The organism is Clostridium sp. ATCC BAA-442, assembly GCF_964239415.1.
Classification (GTDB): domain Bacteria; phylum Bacillota; class Clostridia; order Oscillospirales; family Oscillospiraceae; genus Flavonifractor; species Flavonifractor plautii.
Window position 1 is genome coordinate 1 of record NZ_CAXSQB010000026.1, and the last position, 16,111, is coordinate 16,111.

The 16,111-nt window shown below is 58.0% G+C and carries 17 protein-coding genes, 6 tRNA genes, 1 rRNA gene and 1 pseudogene; 17 read left to right on the plus strand and 8 right to left on the minus strand.

Translation table 11 applies throughout. From position 1 onward, the window contains the following. The 7 genes from ACESY8_RS11855 to ACESY8_RS11885 all read left to right on the plus strand — a co-directional run bounded on the left by ACESY8_RS11855 (nt 1) and on the right by ACESY8_RS11885 (nt 847). Nucleotides 1-75, plus strand: a tRNA-Glu gene (locus tag ACESY8_RS11855). Between the two features lie 121 nt (nt 76-196). Beyond that, a 5S ribosomal RNA gene (gene rrf, locus ACESY8_RS11860) occupies nt 197-312 on the plus strand. 42 nt (nt 313-354) lie between these two features. Continuing rightward, a tRNA-Asn gene (locus ACESY8_RS11865) sits at nt 355-430 on the plus strand. 66 nt (nt 431-496) lie between these two features. Continuing rightward, nucleotides 497-573 (plus strand) — tRNA-Ile (locus tag ACESY8_RS11870). Between the two features lie 3 nt (nt 574-576). Next, nucleotides 577-652 (plus strand) — tRNA-Trp (locus ACESY8_RS11875). 39 nt (nt 653-691) lie between these two features. After that, a tRNA-Asp gene (locus ACESY8_RS11880) sits at nt 692-768 on the plus strand. 3 nt (nt 769-771) lie between these two features. Next, nucleotides 772-847 (plus strand) — tRNA-Thr (locus ACESY8_RS11885). Between the two features lie 177 nt (nt 848-1,024). Here the strand turns inward: ACESY8_RS11885 and ACESY8_RS11890 are convergent. From ACESY8_RS11890 to ACESY8_RS11920, 7 genes and pseudogenes are all read right to left on the minus strand, one after another. Further along, a pseudogene (locus tag ACESY8_RS11890) lies at nt 1,025-2,176 on the minus strand (tyrosine-type recombinase/integrase). A gap of 220 nt (nt 2,177-2,396) precedes the next feature. Continuing rightward, on the minus strand, nt 2,397-2,576 hold the full coding sequence (locus ACESY8_RS11895) for a hypothetical protein (protein WP_054338771.1): 180 nt from the start codon (nt 2,574-2,576) through the stop codon (nt 2,397-2,399). After that, nucleotides 2,573-3,028, minus strand: a complete 456-nt coding sequence (locus ACESY8_RS11900; protein ID WP_054338770.1) for a hypothetical protein — start codon at nt 3,026-3,028, stop codon at nt 2,573-2,575. The genes ACESY8_RS11895 and ACESY8_RS11900 overlap by 4 nt, the downstream gene beginning before the upstream one ends. Nucleotides 3,029-3,042: 14 nt before the next feature. Continuing rightward, on the minus strand, nt 3,043-3,852 hold the full coding sequence (locus tag ACESY8_RS11905; protein WP_152970492.1) for a relaxase/mobilization nuclease domain-containing protein: 810 nt from the start codon (nt 3,850-3,852) through the stop codon (nt 3,043-3,045). Next, nucleotides 3,821-4,174 (minus strand): plasmid mobilization protein, encoded by a 354-nt coding sequence (locus ACESY8_RS11910; RefSeq protein WP_054338768.1) that lies wholly within the window; start codon nt 4,172-4,174, stop codon nt 3,821-3,823. The genes ACESY8_RS11905 and ACESY8_RS11910 overlap by 32 nt, the downstream gene beginning before the upstream one ends. A gap of 318 nt (nt 4,175-4,492) precedes the next feature. Then, nucleotides 4,493-4,714, minus strand: a complete 222-nt coding sequence (locus tag ACESY8_RS11915) for a helix-turn-helix transcriptional regulator (RefSeq protein WP_054338767.1) — start codon at nt 4,712-4,714, stop codon at nt 4,493-4,495. Continuing rightward, nucleotides 4,711-5,139 carry a helix-turn-helix domain-containing protein gene (locus tag ACESY8_RS11920; RefSeq protein ID WP_054338766.1) on the minus strand — a complete coding sequence of 143 codons (429 nt, stop codon included), beginning with the start codon at nt 5,137-5,139 and terminating at the stop codon, nt 4,711-4,713. Before ACESY8_RS11920 ends, ACESY8_RS11915 begins: the two co-directional genes overlap by 4 nt. Before the next feature lie 236 nt (nt 5,140-5,375). Between ACESY8_RS11920 and ACESY8_RS11925 the strand changes: the two genes are divergently transcribed. Further along, nucleotides 5,376-6,344 (plus strand): DUF6076 domain-containing protein, encoded by a 969-nt coding sequence (locus tag ACESY8_RS11925; RefSeq protein WP_054338765.1) that lies wholly within the window; start codon nt 5,376-5,378, stop codon nt 6,342-6,344. A gap of 296 nt (nt 6,345-6,640) precedes the next feature. Beyond that, nucleotides 6,641-7,021 (plus strand): cupin domain-containing protein, encoded by a 381-nt coding sequence (locus tag ACESY8_RS11930; RefSeq protein ID WP_054338764.1) that lies wholly within the window; start codon nt 6,641-6,643, stop codon nt 7,019-7,021. A gap of 108 nt (nt 7,022-7,129) precedes the next feature. Here the strand turns inward: ACESY8_RS11930 and ACESY8_RS11935 are convergent, their stop codons facing one another. After that, a complete protein-coding gene (locus ACESY8_RS11935) occupies nt 7,130-8,029 on the minus strand; it encodes a LysR family transcriptional regulator (protein ID WP_054338763.1) in 900 nt (299 codons plus the stop codon). Nucleotides 8,030-8,227: 198 nt separating this feature from the next. Between ACESY8_RS11935 and ACESY8_RS11940 the strand changes: the two genes are divergently transcribed. From ACESY8_RS11940 to ACESY8_RS11975, 8 genes are all read left to right on the plus strand, one after another. Then, nucleotides 8,228-9,427 carry a thiolase family protein gene (locus tag ACESY8_RS11940; RefSeq protein WP_054338762.1) on the plus strand — a complete coding sequence of 400 codons (1,200 nt, stop codon included), beginning with the start codon at nt 8,228-8,230 and terminating at the stop codon, nt 9,425-9,427. Between the two features lie 37 nt (nt 9,428-9,464). Continuing rightward, nucleotides 9,465-10,388, plus strand: coding sequence for a DUF6282 family protein (locus ACESY8_RS11945; protein WP_243427611.1), 924 nt, complete (start codon nt 9,465-9,467; stop codon nt 10,386-10,388). Then, entirely contained in the window at nt 10,381-11,166 is a 786-nt protein-coding gene (locus tag ACESY8_RS11950; protein ID WP_204681695.1) for an HpcH/HpaI aldolase family protein, read from the plus strand. The genes ACESY8_RS11945 and ACESY8_RS11950 overlap by 8 nt, the downstream gene beginning before the upstream one ends. A 14-nt stretch (nt 11,167-11,180) precedes the next feature. Then, nucleotides 11,181-11,870 carry a CoA transferase subunit A gene (locus ACESY8_RS11955; protein WP_054338775.1) on the plus strand — a complete coding sequence of 230 codons (690 nt, stop codon included), beginning with the start codon at nt 11,181-11,183 and terminating at the stop codon, nt 11,868-11,870. Then, entirely contained in the window at nt 11,863-12,501 is a 639-nt protein-coding gene (locus ACESY8_RS11960; protein WP_434307826.1) for a 3-oxoacid CoA-transferase subunit B, read from the plus strand. The genes ACESY8_RS11955 and ACESY8_RS11960 overlap by 8 nt, the downstream gene beginning before the upstream one ends. A 71-nt stretch (nt 12,502-12,572) precedes the next feature. After that, complete coding sequence (locus ACESY8_RS11965; protein WP_498794746.1) at nt 12,573-14,585, plus strand: oxidoreductase; 2,013 nt, start codon at nt 12,573-12,575, stop codon at nt 14,583-14,585. Between the two features lie 19 nt (nt 14,586-14,604). Beyond that, nucleotides 14,605-15,486, plus strand: a complete 882-nt coding sequence (locus ACESY8_RS11970; RefSeq protein WP_054338757.1) for a fumarate hydratase — start codon at nt 14,605-14,607, stop codon at nt 15,484-15,486. A 10-nt stretch (nt 15,487-15,496) separates the two neighbouring features. Beyond that, nucleotides 15,497-16,111: a fumarate hydratase C-terminal domain-containing protein gene (locus tag ACESY8_RS11975; RefSeq protein ID WP_054338756.1), complete on the plus strand. Its 615-nt coding sequence runs from the start codon at nt 15,497-15,499 to the stop codon at nt 16,109-16,111.

Genomic DNA, 16,111 nt, shown 5'->3' on the forward strand with positions numbered 1-16,111 from the left:
GGCCCGTTGGTCAAGCGGCTAAGACGGCGGCCTCTCACGCCGCAAACGTGGGTTCGATTCCCGCACGGGTCACCATCATTTTTCTCTTGACAAAGAGGAAGAAAATGAATATAATGACTTATCGTTGAGAAGAACGGTAAGGAGAAGAAAGTTGTTAGAGTTTCTTTTGCTTACTTTTCTTTTCAAAGGAAAGTAAGTTGGTGTTGATTGCGGTGAGGGTCCACCCGTTCCCATCCCGAACACGGAAGTTAAGCTCACCTGCGCCGAAAATACTTGTCTGGAGACGGACCGGGAAGATAGGTAACGCCGACACAAAAGAAGGGTCTGGCCTGACCAGGCCGGACCCTTTCATATTCCTCCTTAGCTCAGTCGGTAGAGCATGCGGCTGTTAACCGCAGGGTCGTTGGTTCGAGTCCAACAGGGGGAGCCAGAATGTGGCTTGCCGCCACAGTTGCTGTGACGGCAAGCCTACTTTTTAAACGCTGTGGAACGGTATGGGCCTTTAGCTCAGTTGGTTAGAGCAGCCGGCTCATAACCGGTCGGTCCACGGTTCGAGCCCGTGAAGGCCCACCATTTAGGGGTATAGCTCAGCTGGTAGAGCATCGGTCTCCAAAACCGAGTGCCGAGGGTTCGAATCCTTCTGCCCCTGCCATGACAAATTACAGCGACCGCTGTCTTTTGATAGAAAGATGGCGCGGTAGTTCAGTTGGTTAGAACGCCGGCCTGTCACGCCGGAGGTCGAGGGTTCAAGTCCCTTCCGCGTCGCCATTTGCTGCTGTAGCTCAGTAGGTAGAGCACATCCTTGGTAAGGATGAGGTCTCCGGTTCAAATCCGGATAGCAGCTCCAAAAACCCCCGAAAACCTTGGTTTTTGGGGGTTTTTTGTTGCAAAAAGTTGTTTTACGGTGCGGGTCAAAAATCCTGACCCACACCGTGACACACACGCCGAAACGGCCGGAAAGGACAAAAGAGCACCGGACGGGAAGATCTGTCTTCCCGTCCGGTTTTTGCGGCTACTCAAACGGTTATATAACCTGTCCCAGGACGCTGCCCATAGTCTGGGCGGCCTCGTCCTGCTTCTGCCGCGTGGCGTGGGTGTAGGTGCGCAGGGTGAACCCGGCATCGTAGTGCCCCGGCATGGAGGACACGGTTTTGACGTCCACGCCGTTCTGGAGGGCTGTGGTGGCGAAGGTGTGACGGAGATCATGGAACCTGATATGCTCCAGTCCGGCGTCCTTCAGGATCTTCTTATGTAGGTTGACTACCGAGTCCGGGTGGTACATCTCGCTGGTGAGGGGAGAGGGGAACAGATACGGGCTGTCCGGGTGCTTCTCGTGCTCCTGAATCAGCAGCTCCACTGCCGCTTGGGGGATGGACACCAGCCGGACAGAGTTCTCCGTCTTGGGCCGGGTCAGTTCCAGGGAATCCTCTGGGTTGCGAACGTACTGCCTGCTCACCGAGATGGTTCTGCCTTGGGTGTCTACATCCACCCACCGCAGGGCTACCAGTTCCCCCTTCCGTAGGCCGCTGGCCAATTCCAGATAGAACATGGGCATGAGCCCTCGCGCTTGGGCGGCCTCCAGGTAGGCGTGGATGTGCTCCGGCGGCAGGATCTTCATGTCCAGTTTCCGGGGCTTGGGCACAATACAGTCCTCGCTGGGGTTTCGGGGGATCAGCCGCCCCTTCACAGCCCTGTCCAGGGCACAGTGGAGCATCAGGTGGACACCGCGGACGGTGGTGGTGCTCAGCCCCTTGTCCTGGTTCTTTCCGATGTGTATTCTGCCGCTCTCCAATAACTCTTTGTAGAGTTTCTGCAGGTGCCGGGTGGTCAGTTTATTCAGCTTAATGCTCCCGATGCGGGGGATGGTATAGTGCTCAATGATCAACTCGTAGCGGTTGGCCGTGGCTGTCCGCACGTTGGGTTTGGCGTAAAGCTCATGCCAGGTTCGCAGCCAGGTGGCCACGGTGTAGTCCCCAGAGCGGGTTATGTCAACACCCTTGATCTCCTCCAATGCCTCCTTGAGTTTTTCTTTGACCTCCGCCTGGGTTTTGCCCAACACATTCCGGATGATCCGCTTCCCAGCCTTGGCATCGTACCCGGCGGTATACCGCCCCTCTCACCGCCCATCTTTGCGCTTTCGGATGTTACCCTCGCCGTTGGCCCGTTTCTTTGTCATGATGATCGCCTCCTTTGCAGCAACACAACATACCACACCTTCCTGTGGATAGCCATACCAAGCGGCCAGAGTTATCAAACTGTTATCAATTTGCCCGGGGGCTCAGCTTTGACAAGGGCGGCCTCAATAAAATTTTATAGCGGCGCAGAATTTGAGGGGCCTCCTATAGGAAGAACTCCAGTCTCCGCACCGGATTTTGGTGCGGAGACTGGAACCTCTGTCAACCCATCTGTTGCCCTTGTTCGTGGTCGGCGGCCTTGTGGCCCAGGGCGATTTTCTTCCTCTGCTCTCTGGCCAGAGCCTTCCGGTCGCGGTGTTGACGGCGCACGGTGGCGTCTATGACTTCCTCCCCAGTGTTGCCCTCCAGCCTGGCCAGCAGGCGGAGGACGTCCTCGGTCACATCAGAAGCCTGCAGATCAGAATGCTGATCACCAGGGCCGCCGCCGCGGAACTCAGGATGGTGCGGGCCGCCCATCTCTGGAAGGTTTTCATCAGCTCGTAGCCATCCCCTCGGAACTCCCTGGCCTGCTCGGAGAGCTGCCTCATAAATTCTTCGTGCCAATTTCCATCCTGTTTCTGTTGTTCTCTCATTTCCAAGAGCGTCCAGTGTAGCTCCTGGCAGATCCCCTGATGGGTCTTGTCGGCCTGCTCCAGCCAATCTACCAGCTGCTGGCCTGTGGCCAGCGGCTCCAAGTCCTCTCTGGTGGCCAAGGTGTCCATACTGGCCCGGATCGTCTCCTGGAGCGCCAGGGTTTTCCGCAGGACGTCCTCCAGCCGCTCCACCGTCTGAGGAGGCATGGTGTAGAGGACGTGGGGCTGCTGATCCATCAAGGTGGGTGGCCCGGCCGTCATCCTCTGCCTCTGCTTCAATAGATAATAGATCCAGTGCGCTGTTGCGCTGCATGCTGCCGGATTCGGAATTCATGTTCCATCTTCTCCTTCCTGAATTCTTCCTCGTGCAGCCAGTCATCCCGGCATCTCATCCCGGTGGGGGTGGTATAGGTAATGTTCTTGCGGCCTTCCTCCCAGTGCACCCGGTAGCCCCGACGCTCCATCTCCCGGATGAATTCCTCCCGGCTGCCGGCCAGCTCCATGACCGCCTCCACGGTGGTAATGAGCCGGAACTTCCAGCTCTCTCCCCGCACTGCGGCCCGATATTCCCTGGTGCGGAGCCCCTTGGTGCGCCGGTTCTGCTGATACGGCTTGAGGGTGGACAGGCCATGCTCCAGACAGAGCTGGTCGCTGACCGCCCGCATCTGCTCCAGAGTTTTGGGCGTGAAGTGGAGTTTCTTTCCGGTGTCCGGGTGGACGGAGTTGACCACGAAGTGGGAGTGGGAGTGTTCCGCATCCACGTGGGTGGCCACCAGAACCTCGCAGCCGGGGAAGAATAACTCCGCCAGCTCCAGGGCGATCTGGTGGGCTTGTGCCGGAGTCACGTTTTCCTGCGGAGAGAAAGACTGGACGTAGTGGTAGAAGAACGTGCCGCTGGCCTTGCCGTACAGATTCTTGGTGGCCATGAGGCTCTGCTGCGCCACCTCCGCCCCGCAGTTGACGCCGGAAAGATACTTCCGCCCATCCAGATCCACCGCCTTTTTCTCCTGAGAGACGTAGCGGAGCACCCGGCCCATGGCACCGGCGGTCTGCTTATGTTCCCGGATGAGGCTGCACGTCGCCACAGGAGATCACCCCGTATTTCTCTGCCAGCAGGCGGTTCACCGCCTCGTAGGTCTTGGTCAATGCCGCAGTGAGCTCTTGCAGGTACACCGTCTGCACCCGGCCGCTGTGGGCCAGCATCGTCAACTGGTTCCGGCCCCAGCCCCGCAGCTCCGCCAGGACGGGCCTGAGCTCCTCCACCACGCAGATGGGTTCCTCCAGTGCGGCCCGGAGCAGGTATGCCTGCTGGCTCAGCCCGGATCTGCTCACCTTCGTGTTAATTTGCTGCCGTTCCGCTTTGGTCACCCGGAAGGCCACTACCTGGCTTCTTGTCCTCTCTGCCATGAAGCTCACCTCCGTAAAAAGATCTGGTATGGCGTGTCCCCATCGCTGGGAAGCACACCATACCAGATCTTTTCGTGGATAGCCAGTGGGACCGGCCACTGTTATCAGATTGTTATCAATTAGCCCCGTGGGGCGGCTCCCGGCGGGAAAGTGGGTGCGGGCTTCTGCCCGCAAAAATGCGTTTGGCGGCCGCTCGCGGCAAGCCAAATGCTCTGCTTGCCCCACCCAAGGGCGGGTAAATCCTCGTTCCCCGACCACCCCTCAAAAGGCGCAAAAGGGGTGGGAGCCTACCCCTCTCCTGATCGAGGCACACAGGGCTTACAGCGGGGCACCGTGGCCATTCCCCGTGTGCTCCTGGATCCAGCGGATGAACTGCTCCTTTGGCACGACCATCCGGCTGCCCACCTTCAGCACCGGGAAGCCCGGCTCGTGCATCAGCTCATATCCGCTGGATGGGGACACGCCCAGCACCTGTGCCACCAGCTTCGCGTTGAGGAACAGCGGCAGTTCGTCATAGCTCTTGTACTCTGATGTGATCACTGTGCAGGCACCTCCTTCTTAGAGGGCAGCACCGCCGCGTGTACCCGCTGGTTTTGCAGTTCCAGATCTTCCATCTGAGTTCGGTAGCAGGCATCGACCACCTCGTGGAACGGACAGATGGTGTATATCAGATGTCCGTTCATGGGCCGCCCGTCTTTTGCACGCATGGTGGTGTACGCTGTCGTGATGAGTCCCCGTCCCTCCAGCATCACCACATACTTGCGCACCGTGTTCTCACTCATGCCCACTGCTTTCCCGATGTTCCGGTAGCTGGGCCAGCACTGATGGGTCTTCCGATTCTCCAAATACTTCAGATAGCAGTAGACCGCCAGCGCCCCATGCGCCAGCCCCAGCAGAAAAATTTCATTGGGGAGTGAGAAGAAGTGTGTGAGTTTCGCCTGTTTGTTCCATTCCTGGAAACGCAATGTTTACCTGTTCCCTTTCCCGGCGGAGTAGGCACTCCGCCGCAGCTGTTGTGGATACTTCTCTTTGCCGCCGGCCATATGGAAAACCCGTGGTTGACTTTTTCCTCTTTGCGATATAGACTAGCTAAAATAGGACAATTTTAATTGGACTAAGCGCAGTATAACAGACTTTACATCCACTGTCAAGTCTAATTGATAATTGTATATAACAATCAGTCTATCTGAGGTGACCTACCATGCCGGACTATGTATTCAAGACCTATCTTGCTGACGGCAGAGAATATTTTCTCTATGGAGAGACGGAAGATAGCCGTGCACAGTACACAAAAAAAGACTTTCCGTTCCCGGAAAGCCTGCTGCGGTTGCTGTATCTGGACATCTGGGCCTATGACGGACAGATCAAGCAGTTTGACAAACTGCTGATGGAACTGTACCGTACCAGGGAGGAGAACTGTGCCCGGCAACTCCTTCCACTGCTGGACGAGCTGGCGGAGAGCCATATTTACTTCCAACTGCTCCGGCTGGAGTGGCGGGCGCGGCTCCGGGAGGCGCAGAGGCGGAACTACGAGAATATCCTTGATCTGCTGCCACACAAGGAGATTACCCACGTCCCTAGCAGCATCTACGCCATACAGAACCAGGTGCTGGGCCTGATCCAGAAGGCGCTGGATATAGACGGGCGCAAGGGCTCTCTGGAGCAGAAGTTGGAGGACTATTACGCCCGGGAGAAGCGGGAACCGCTGAAGGTATTCCACTTCCGCCCCCAGCTTGTGGACTTTAAGCGGGTGGAGGGCCATGGCTTTACGGAAGTTTTGCACCCCAGGAGCATCTATGACCTCATCGACTTCAGCGTACGGAAATGTATCAAGCAGGAAATCGAAATGCGGGTGTGCAAGAACTGTGGCCGCTGGTTCGCCCTCACTGGGAGGACGAATGCCGAGTACTGTGAAGTGACCCGGGACAGCAAAGGCCGCACCTGCAAGGAGATCGGCGCCATTGCCCTCTGGAACAAAAACAAGAGTGAGGATGAGATCTTCAAGATCTACCGCAGGGAGTACAAAAAACGCTTTGCCTGGATCAAGGCAAAGCGGATCGACCCGGCGGTGTTTTACGAGTGGAGCGCCAGGGCTCGGGAGAAGAAGGACGCCTGTGAGCGGGGCGAGCTGACCCTGGAGGAGTTCCAGGCGTGGCTGAAACAATCTTGAGAAGGAAGGAGCCTGGACTGGCCAATGGTGGCCGGCCCAGGCTCTATTGATTTAATACGGTGCAGATTTGCAGAAGGATCAGGTTCTCAAAGCAGAGCTACAGGATGTGTATGGGGAAATATAGAGCGATCTGGTGACGACATAAAAGTAAATATCTATATGTTTAATAAGTTAGAACAAGAAATTCATTAGCATAATATGTTGGAAAGTGCTACAATCATAAACGTAGAAAGAAGCATGGCAAGTGTAAGACTTCCAACAACCAAGATGGAAAATCTTCAAAGGAGGAACAGACGATGAGCGAGGTAAGATATCTGGATTGGGGCAAGTGCGACTGGTTTAACCCGAAGCCCACCGTGAAGCGCAAGGTCTACCAGGGCAGTAGCCACTACACCATCAGTATGGGCGTCATCCAGCCGGGCCATGTACCGGGGCCCCACAAGCACGACTACGAGCAGACTGTGGCGATTCTGAAGGGGAAGTGCGACTTCCATGTGGACGACGAGGTATATACCTTCGACGCGGATCTGGACAAAGACGGCGGGCTGTGCTTCATGACCATCCCCGCAGGCGCCATGCACTGGATCGAGAACCCCTATGACAGGCCCGTTTATAACATGGATATTTTCTTCCCTAAGCGCACCGCGGATCGGGAAGAGAGCAAAGAGGTCCGCTAAAGAACGGGAAGATCCATACCGGAGCATAATTCCCAACCTCCCCACTTCTGATGACAAAACCACCGGCCTACAGGCCGGTGGTTTTGTCATCTCCACTTGGAAATGGAGTTATTCATACCGCCATGGATGGGTGGGGAGAAGCCGGTAAAACAGGTCGATAAACTGGTCGACAGATTCGGAATGCATACCGGCAGGACGCCGCTTTTTCAGCAGATAACAGATGCGCTGAGGTGTGGCAATTTCAAACTGGTGGATCTCCACAAGACCATGGGAGGACAAGTAGCCTGCTACAGAGGCCGGGCAGACGGCCCAGTGGAGGGGGTCTGTCAGAAAAGTGGTCAGCAGGGCTGTGGAGTCCACCTGTACATAAGGGGCTTCCGACTCGGGCCACCACTCGTGATTCCAGGCCAGGATATCCGGATTCCAACGAAAGAGAACCTGGTTCTGTTTATCCAGATCACGGGGGTGGATGGGCCCCGACGGGTAGGCGCTCCCGGCGATGGAGATCATGTACAGCGGCTCCCGGAAAACAGGCAGAGCGTCGATCTCGTAATGGATCGGGTTGAAGGCAAAACCGATGTCCATATATCCGGCGGTAAGCCGGGAGTAGATCTCTTGGGAGTGATAAGACACAAACTCAATATTCATACGTGGGTTTTCCACCTTAATACGGCGGAAAATATCACGGAGCAGATATTGATTGATGCTGTCCATACTGCCGATGACGATTTTCCCGGAAGCAGAAGCGGCAAGGGACTGGTGAATGGATCGGTCCAGTTCTAGCCACTGGTTGGCCAGTGGGATGAAATTCTTTCCGCTCTCCGTTAAGGACAAGTGCTTGAAGCCCCGCTGCCGATAGAACAGCTTGGTTTTCAGCTCAGCCTCCAGCACCTGGAGCCGATGGCTCACCGTAGACTGAGAGACAAAAAGGGAATCTGCGGCGTCTGAGACGGACTGCAGCCGCACGACGGCCAGAAAACTCTCGATAGCTTCTCGGGTCAGGGCCATATGCTAACTCACTCCTCTGGCTAATAAAATATCGAAGATATAGATAAGTTATCACAAAATTATTCATTTGTAAAGAAAATAATAGAATGTTAAACTTTGAACATACCAGAAAAGATGTCAGAATACACAAGAGATTGTCATTTCATTTTAAAAAATTGTATGTATCTGGGTTGGAGATGTAAAATCAAGGAGGGAACTATGGAGTCAGTTGTAATTGTAGATGCTTGCAGAACCGCGGTGGGGAAATATGGCGGTACGCTGAAGCCTCTGACGGCGGCGGATCTGGCTGTAGCGGTCATGAAGGCCAGCGTGGAGCGCTCCGGCATATCCCCAGATGAGATCGATGAGGTGGACTTCGGCCAATGCCGCCAGACCTCGGACTTCTCCAATCTGGCCCGCTATGCGGCGCTGAAAGCCGGGATCCCGGAGGAAGTGCCTGGGAACACCGTTATGTGCGCCTGTGCATCCGGCATGCTGGCTGTGCGGGATGGGATGTACTCCATCCTGCTGGGGGGGAACAAAGTTGTCCTGGCCGGAGGCGCGGAGAGCATGACCAACGCCCACTTTTATCTCTCCACCGCCCGGTGGGGCGTTGGCACAGGGAATGCCGAGCTGAAGGATTCGCTGACGGAGGCGCAGTTCTGCTCTCAGCCGGCAGATCTCTATGGCCGATTCAACATGGGGATCACGGCGGAAAATGTGGCGGAGAAATATCATATCAGCCGGGAGAATCAGGATCGGTTCGCACTGGCCTCCCAGCAGAAGGCGGCGGATGCCATCCGGGAGGGGCGTTTCCGGGATGAGATCATTCCCCTGACCGTGCCGCAGGGGCGGAAAAAGCCGCCGGTTGTATTCGATACGGATGAGTTTCCCCGGGAGACCAGCATGGAACAGTTGGCCGGACTGAAGCCCGCCTTCTGGGATGGGGGCACGGTGACGGCGGGCAATTCCTCCGGCCGGAACGATGGAGCCTCGGCCCTGATGCTGGCCAGTGAGAGCTATGCCAGACACCGGGGGCTGCCGGTCCTTGCCCGGATCCGGGGGATCGCAGAAGCGGGTGTGGACCCCAGATACATGGGCATGGGCCCGGTCTTTGCGGTAGAGAAGGTCATGGAACAGACGGGGCTCTCTCTGGCGGACATGGAGCTCATCGAGCTGAATGAGGCGTTTGCCGCCCAGTCCGTGGCCTGCATCCGGGAGATGGGCCTGGAGAACCGGATGGATCGGATCAATGTCAACGGCGGCGCCATTTCCCTGGGTCACCCCATCGGTTCCTCCGGCAGCAGGATCATGGCGACTCTGCTCCACGAGATGCGCAGGCGGGGCATGCGCCTGGGACTGGCTACGCTTTGCGTGGCCGGCGGCATGGGAATGGCCGCGGTTTTGGAGACCGTCTGAGAAGACGGGTCAAGATAGTGATGGGAGGTATCTGGAAATGAGTTTTGACATGAAGAACGTAGTGGATATCCATGTACATGCGGGGCCCTCGGTAGCCAAGCGGCGGGTAGACGCGGGCGACATGCTGCTGGATGCGCAGAAGATAGGTTACCGGGGCTTTGTCTCCAAGGATCACTATTTCCCCACCATTATGGGCACCGATATGGTCACCAAATTCCTGGGCAACGGGAGCTGCGAGGCATTCGGATGTATCGTGCTGAACAACGCGGTGGGCGGCATCAACATCTATGCGGTAGATGCAGCTTGTGCGATGGGGGCTAAGATCGTATTCATGCCCACCATCTCCGCTCTGAATCACATCAACCACCACACCAAGAAGAAATTTGTAGGCGCCGGCGAACTGAAGATCCAGGAGAAGCCGATTTACTACCTGGATGAGCAGGGCGAATTGAAGCCGGAGGTAGTCCAGGTCCTGGAGTTCCTGGCTCAGAACTATCCGGAGGTCACGCTGGGTACCGGCCACGGCACCGTGGCGGAGATCAACAAACTCATTGATAAGGCGGTGGAGCTGGGCCTGCAGAAGATCCTGGTGAACCATCCCTTCTTCAACATTGACGCCACCATCGACGACATGGTTCGCTGGGCCGACCAGGGGGCGATGATCGAGCTCAACGCCGTGGTATTTGACGACGTAGTCCCCGCTTCCCACCACCTCCCCTTCGACATCGCCAAGGAGGTATACAACCGGGTGGGCTACCAGCGCATCGTGGTGGACTCTGACATGGGCCAGGCGTCCAACGTGCCCCTCACTGAGGGCCTGCAGAAGTTTGCCGGACTGCTGATGGAGAAGTGCGGCGCCACAGAGGAGCAGCTGAAGGTCATGATGCACGACAACCCGGCCTGGCTGATCGGCATTGACCAGGCCAAGAATGGACAGACAGGAGGAGATCACAATGGGTGAGACGTTGAAGCAGCGGCTGAAAAACCACGAGACGGTATTTGGCACTTTCTATAAACTCAACAGCCCCATTGCCACAGAGATGCTGGGCTGGGCCGGGATGGACTTCATCGTCATCGACTGTGAGCACGGCGCCATCAGCAGCGAAAGCGTGGAGAACATCGTGCGCTGCGCCGACAGCACCGGCATGTCCACGGTGGTGCGGGTGGCCTCTGATGCAGAGGAACACATTCTCCACGCCCTGGACTCCGGCGCGGAGGGCGTACAGATCCCCGATCTCAAAACTGTGGAGCAGTTCAAGCGCAGCGCAGCGGCCTGCAAATACTATCCTTTGGGCACCCGGGGCCTTTCCCGGGGCACACGGAGCAGCCGCTTCGGCTTCTGGAACGAGGCCGAACAGCCCTATGTGGAGGCGGCCAATGAGCGCAGCCTGGTGGTGGTACACATTGAAAACAAGGAGATGGCGGAAAAGATTGATGAGATTTGCCAGATCCCCGATATTGACGTGGTGTTTGTGGGTCCGGCTGACATGAGTCAGTCTCTGGGTATCCCAGGCAAGTCCAAGGATCCCCGGATTGTGGAGGTCGCCTGCAAGGTTCTTGAGGCTGCGGAGAAATACGGCAAGGCCGGCGGCATCAACGTGACCAATCCCCAGGACCTGGAGATGTACATCCAGCACGGGGCCAGATATATCATGTACAGTTCAGATACCGGTATTTTCGCCAAAGCACTGAAATCCACGGTGGCCCAGTTTGCACCGTATCAATCTGAGAAGAAGTAAGGGATATGCAGATGATGAAAAAATATAAGGGTTCGGTGGCAGAGGCCCTGAAGGTCGTGAAGGACGGCGATGTGATCCTGGTGGGCGGCTTTGGCCTGATTGGCTCTCCGCTGACACTCATCGAGGGGCTCACACAGACGGATGTGAAGGATCTGACCATTGTGAGCAACAACTTGGGGGAGTCCGGGAAGGGCCTGGGTAAGCTCCTGAACCAGGAGAAGATCGGCAGGGGTATCGGCTCCTACTTCACCAGCAACCGGGATGTGGGCGAGGCCTACAAGCGGGGGGAACTGGAGCTGGAGCTGGTTCCCCAGGGCACGCTGGCGGAGCGGCTCCGGGCCGGTGGTGCAGGGATACCTGCGTTCTACACCTCCACCAGCAGCGGCACCAAGCTGGCGGAGAATAAGGAGAGCAGGTCTTTCGACGGCCGGGAGTATGTGCTTGAGCGCGGGCTGCGTGGGAATGTGGCGCTGATCCGGGCATATAAAGCTGATGCCCTGGGGAATCTGGTCTACTACAAGACGGCCAGGAACTTCAACCCCGTAATGGCCACGGCGGCAGACTATGTGATCGCCGAGGTGGATGAGATCGTGGAGGCGGGGGAACTGGATCCGGAGAGTATTGTGACCCCGCACCTATATGTGGATGCCGTGGTGAAGGCGGGCATCGTACTGACGAAGGAGGGCATTGTAGACCGTGGATAAGCAGGAAATGCAGGAGATGATCGCCAAGCGGGCGGCGCAGGAGCTGAAGGGCCCGCTGGTAGCCAACCTGGGCATCGGGATCCCCAACCTGATCCCCAAGTACATTCATGACGATCAGGTGTACATGCACACGGAGAACGGGATGCTGGGCATCGGCCCTGCAGATCCGGTGAATTGGGATCCCAACCTGGTAAACTCCGGAAAGAAGCCGGTGTCGGAAACGCCTGGCTCCTCCTACTTCAACAGTGCGGAATCCTTCGCTATGATCCGCGGCGGCCATGTGGGGGCGGCGGTCCTGGGCGTGCTCCAGGTGGATCAGACCGGACGCATCGCCAACTGGTCTGTGCCGGGCCAGGACATCATGGGCGTAGGAGGCGCTATGGACCTGCTGGAGGGTGCCGGGCGGATCATCTGTACCATGACCCACACCACCAAGACGGGGGAGGCCAAGATCCTGAAGGAGTGCACATACCCCTTGACGTCCAAACGCCGGGTGGATATGGTGATTACGGAGCTGGCGGTGTTCCGCTTTGAGGATGGCAAAATGTATCTTATTGAGCTGATGCCGGGGGCTACGCTGGAGGAGGTCCAAGCCAAAACGGAGGGCGAGTTCACCGCCGCCCTGGCGTGACGCCGGCCGGATGGAGCTGATGCATCCAAATCGTAGGGCTCAGATCAAAAACTGCGCTGGGGGAATGTAACATGAGTCAAGCACAGAGCCATAAATACGACGCACTTTTTCAACCGTTCCAGGTGGGTAAACTGACCATCCCGACGCGCCTGGTCCTGTGTGCCATGGGCGGCACCGCCCTGATCAGCGACGGGAAGTTCAATGAGACCGGAAAGCAATTCTTCCTGCGCTGCGCCAAGGGCGGCGCGGGGCTGGTCATCCCGGGGCTCTCCATCCTGGCGGACAAGTGGGGCAGGCCCGGCTGGCTGGATGAGGACAAGGACGCCTTCCACGGCCCTCTGAAGGATTTCATGGCCCAGTTCCACGAGGAGACCGACTCCAAGCTGGTGATGCAGCTGGGCGCGGGTATGGGGCGGGGCCTGCGGGCCAATTGCGGCCTGCCCCTTCCATATTTCAACTACGAGCGGGCGATGATCGCACCCAGCGAGCTGCCCAACGTGTTTAAGCCCGAGCTGAAGCACCGGGCCATGACCAAGGACGAGATCCATAAGCTGGTGGATGTGATGATCAACAGCGCGGTGCTGGCCAAGGAGGCCGGGTGCGACGGCGTGGAGATCCACGCCATCCACGAGGGCTATCTGCTGGATCAGTTTGCCATCGCCAATTACAACCACCGCACAGACGAGTACGGCGGGAGCCTGGACAACCGGCTGCGCATCTCCATTGAGATGGTCCGCGGCATCAAGGAGGCCTGCGGCGAGGATTTCCCCGTGCTCATGCGTTATAGCGTGGCCAGCAAGACGGCGGGCTTCAATCAGAGCGTGCTCCCCGGCGAGGATTATACCGAGTGGGGCCGCAGCCTGGAGGAGAGCCTCTCCGTGGTGCGGCGGCGGGAGGCCGCCGGGGTGGACGCCTTGGACACCGACAACGGCACCTATGACTCCTGGCACTGGTGCCACCCCCCCACGTATATGCCCGATGCCTGCAACCTGCCTGAGTCGGCCTACATCCGCAACTTCTGCAAGATCCCTGTGATGGTCTCCGGCAAGATGGGCAACCCGGACGTGGCCCTGCAGGCGGTGGTCAGCGGCGCGGTGGATGCCGTAGCCATGGCCCGGCCCTTCCTGGCGGACAACGACTGGGCCGCCAAGGTGCGGGAGGGCCGCGTGGAGGATATCCGCCCCTGCATCGGCTGCCACAACGGCTGCTTTGGCCGGTTGACCAACGGGAAAAATGTATCCTGTGCGCTGAATCCCGAATGCCTCCAGGAGGGCAAATACTTCATCCAGCCTGCGGAGAGGAAAAAGAACGTCCTGGTGGTGGGCGGCGGCATCGGCGGTATGGAGGCCGCCCGGCTGTGTGCCCTGCGCGGCCTGCCGGTGGAGCTGTATGAAAAGACCGGGGGTCTGGGCGGGGCTTTTGTCCCCGCCGCCTCCATGGACTTCAAGGAGGACGACCGCAAGCTCCTGAAGTGGTATGAGAAGCAGCTGCGGGATTTGAACATCCCGGTTCATCTGAACACCGAGGTGACGGAGGAACTGCTCCGGGAGAAGCGCCCGGACGTGGTGATCGTGGCCAGCGGCGCGGTGAACAAGACGCTGCCCATCCCGGGCACCGACGGCGCCAATGTGATGGACGCCAAGGACAACCTGGTAGGTGATCAGCGGCCCTGTAAACACACTGTGGTCATCGGCGGAGGCCTGACCGGTTGTGAGGTGGCCTATTCCATCGCCAAGCAGGGCGGGCAGGTCTCCGTAGTGGAAGCCCAGGAGGACATCATGAATGTACTTGGGCTGTGCAAGGTGAACTCTGATATGCTGAGGGACCTGCTGAAATTCCACCAAGTGAAGGTGTATACCGGCGCTGCCGCCAGGGCTATCCGGCCAGACGGTGTGGATATCACCGTGGACGGTAAGGAGGTTGCGCTCCCTGCAGAGCAGGTGATCCTGTCCATCGGGTACAAACCTGCCCCGTTGGAGGCAGCCCTGCCGGAGGCCGAGACCTACTTTGTGGGGGACTGCACCACTGTGGGTAACCTGCTGCATGTGATCTGGGGCGCCTATGAGACGGTTCAGAAGCTATGACAGAGGAGGGATAGAAGAAATGAGCCAAATGATTGACAAGGAGAGCCTGAAGCATGCCATTAAGGCTGTCTGGATCCGCTCGTTGACCGAAATCCAGCCGGACATCCTGGAGGGCCTCCAGAATGCCCGGGATACAGAGCGGAATGAGCGGGCCAGGCAGTACCTGGACATCATCATCGAAAACGCACAGATCGCTACCCGCAACGGCACTGTGATCTGCCAGGATACCGGCGTCCCCACCTTCTACATCCGTACATCCCTGGGCTTCCCCTATCAGGATAGCTTCAGGGACGCCTTTGATGAGGCCCTGCGGGAGATGACGCTGAAGGAATTTCCCATGCGCTCCATGGTGGTAGATCCCCTGACCCGGGAGGAGCGGGGCGACAATACCGGGGAAAACATGCCTATCCTGCACTTTGAGCTGGAGCCCGGGCTGGACTATATGGAGATCATGGCGGCACCCAAGGGTGCGGGCAGCGGTATGTGGAGCACCATGACGGTTCTCCCGCCCTCCGCCGGCGCCGAGGGCATCAAGAAGTTTGTGGTGGACTCCGTGCTGCGCGCCGGCTCCAACCCCTGCCCTCCGGAGATCATCGGCGTGGGTGTGGGCGGAACTGCCGCCGAGGTGACACACCGGGCCACCCTGGCCTCCCTGCGGCCCATTAACGTGCGCAACCCCAAAGAGGAATATGCCCAGTTGGAAAAGGAACTGGAGGAGGCCATCAACCTCAGCCAGATTGGCGTCATGGGCATGGGAGGCGATACCACCGTGTTGGCGGTAAATATCGAATACTCCGGCGCCCACAATCCGTGGCTCCCGGTAGCCGTCAACATCAACTGCTGGCCGGGAAGAAGAGCTGTCTGCCGGGTGTATGCCGACGGCACCGTGGAGCAGGTTTAGGAGGAGCGCTATGGGCAAGACTGTTTATTTGCATACTCCGCTGGACGTGGAGCAGATCCGTGCGTTGGAACTGGACGATGTGGTCTACCTCAGCGGTACCGTGTACGCCATGATGTTTGACAGCCACTTTGAACGGCTGATGGAGCCAATCCGGCGGGGGGAGCCCTCTCCGCTGGACTTGGATGGCGGCGTGATCTACCACACTGGGACCATCTATCGCAAAGATGAGTCGGGAGTCTATGACTTTCGAGCCATCGGGGCCACCACCAGCATGAAATTTAACCGTCAGACCCCGGAGATCATCCGGAGGACAGGCGTCCGGGCCATCATCGGCAAGGGCGGCATGGACCGGACGGTGCTGGACGCCATGCAGGAGTGCGGCTGCGTATACCTGTCGGTGGTGGGCGGCTGTTCTGCCATCTATACGCCCCATGTGGTGGACATCATCAAGGAGCACTGGCCGCAGAAGAGCTGGTCCAAGAATGTGCTGGAACTGCAGGCGGATCAATACGGTCCCCTGTTTGTAGCCATGGACGCCAAAGGAAACAGCGTGTTCGAGCAGGTAGGCAATGCAGCGGAGGCTAACCGGGGGCTGATTTACGAAAAGCTGCAGATCCGGGAATAA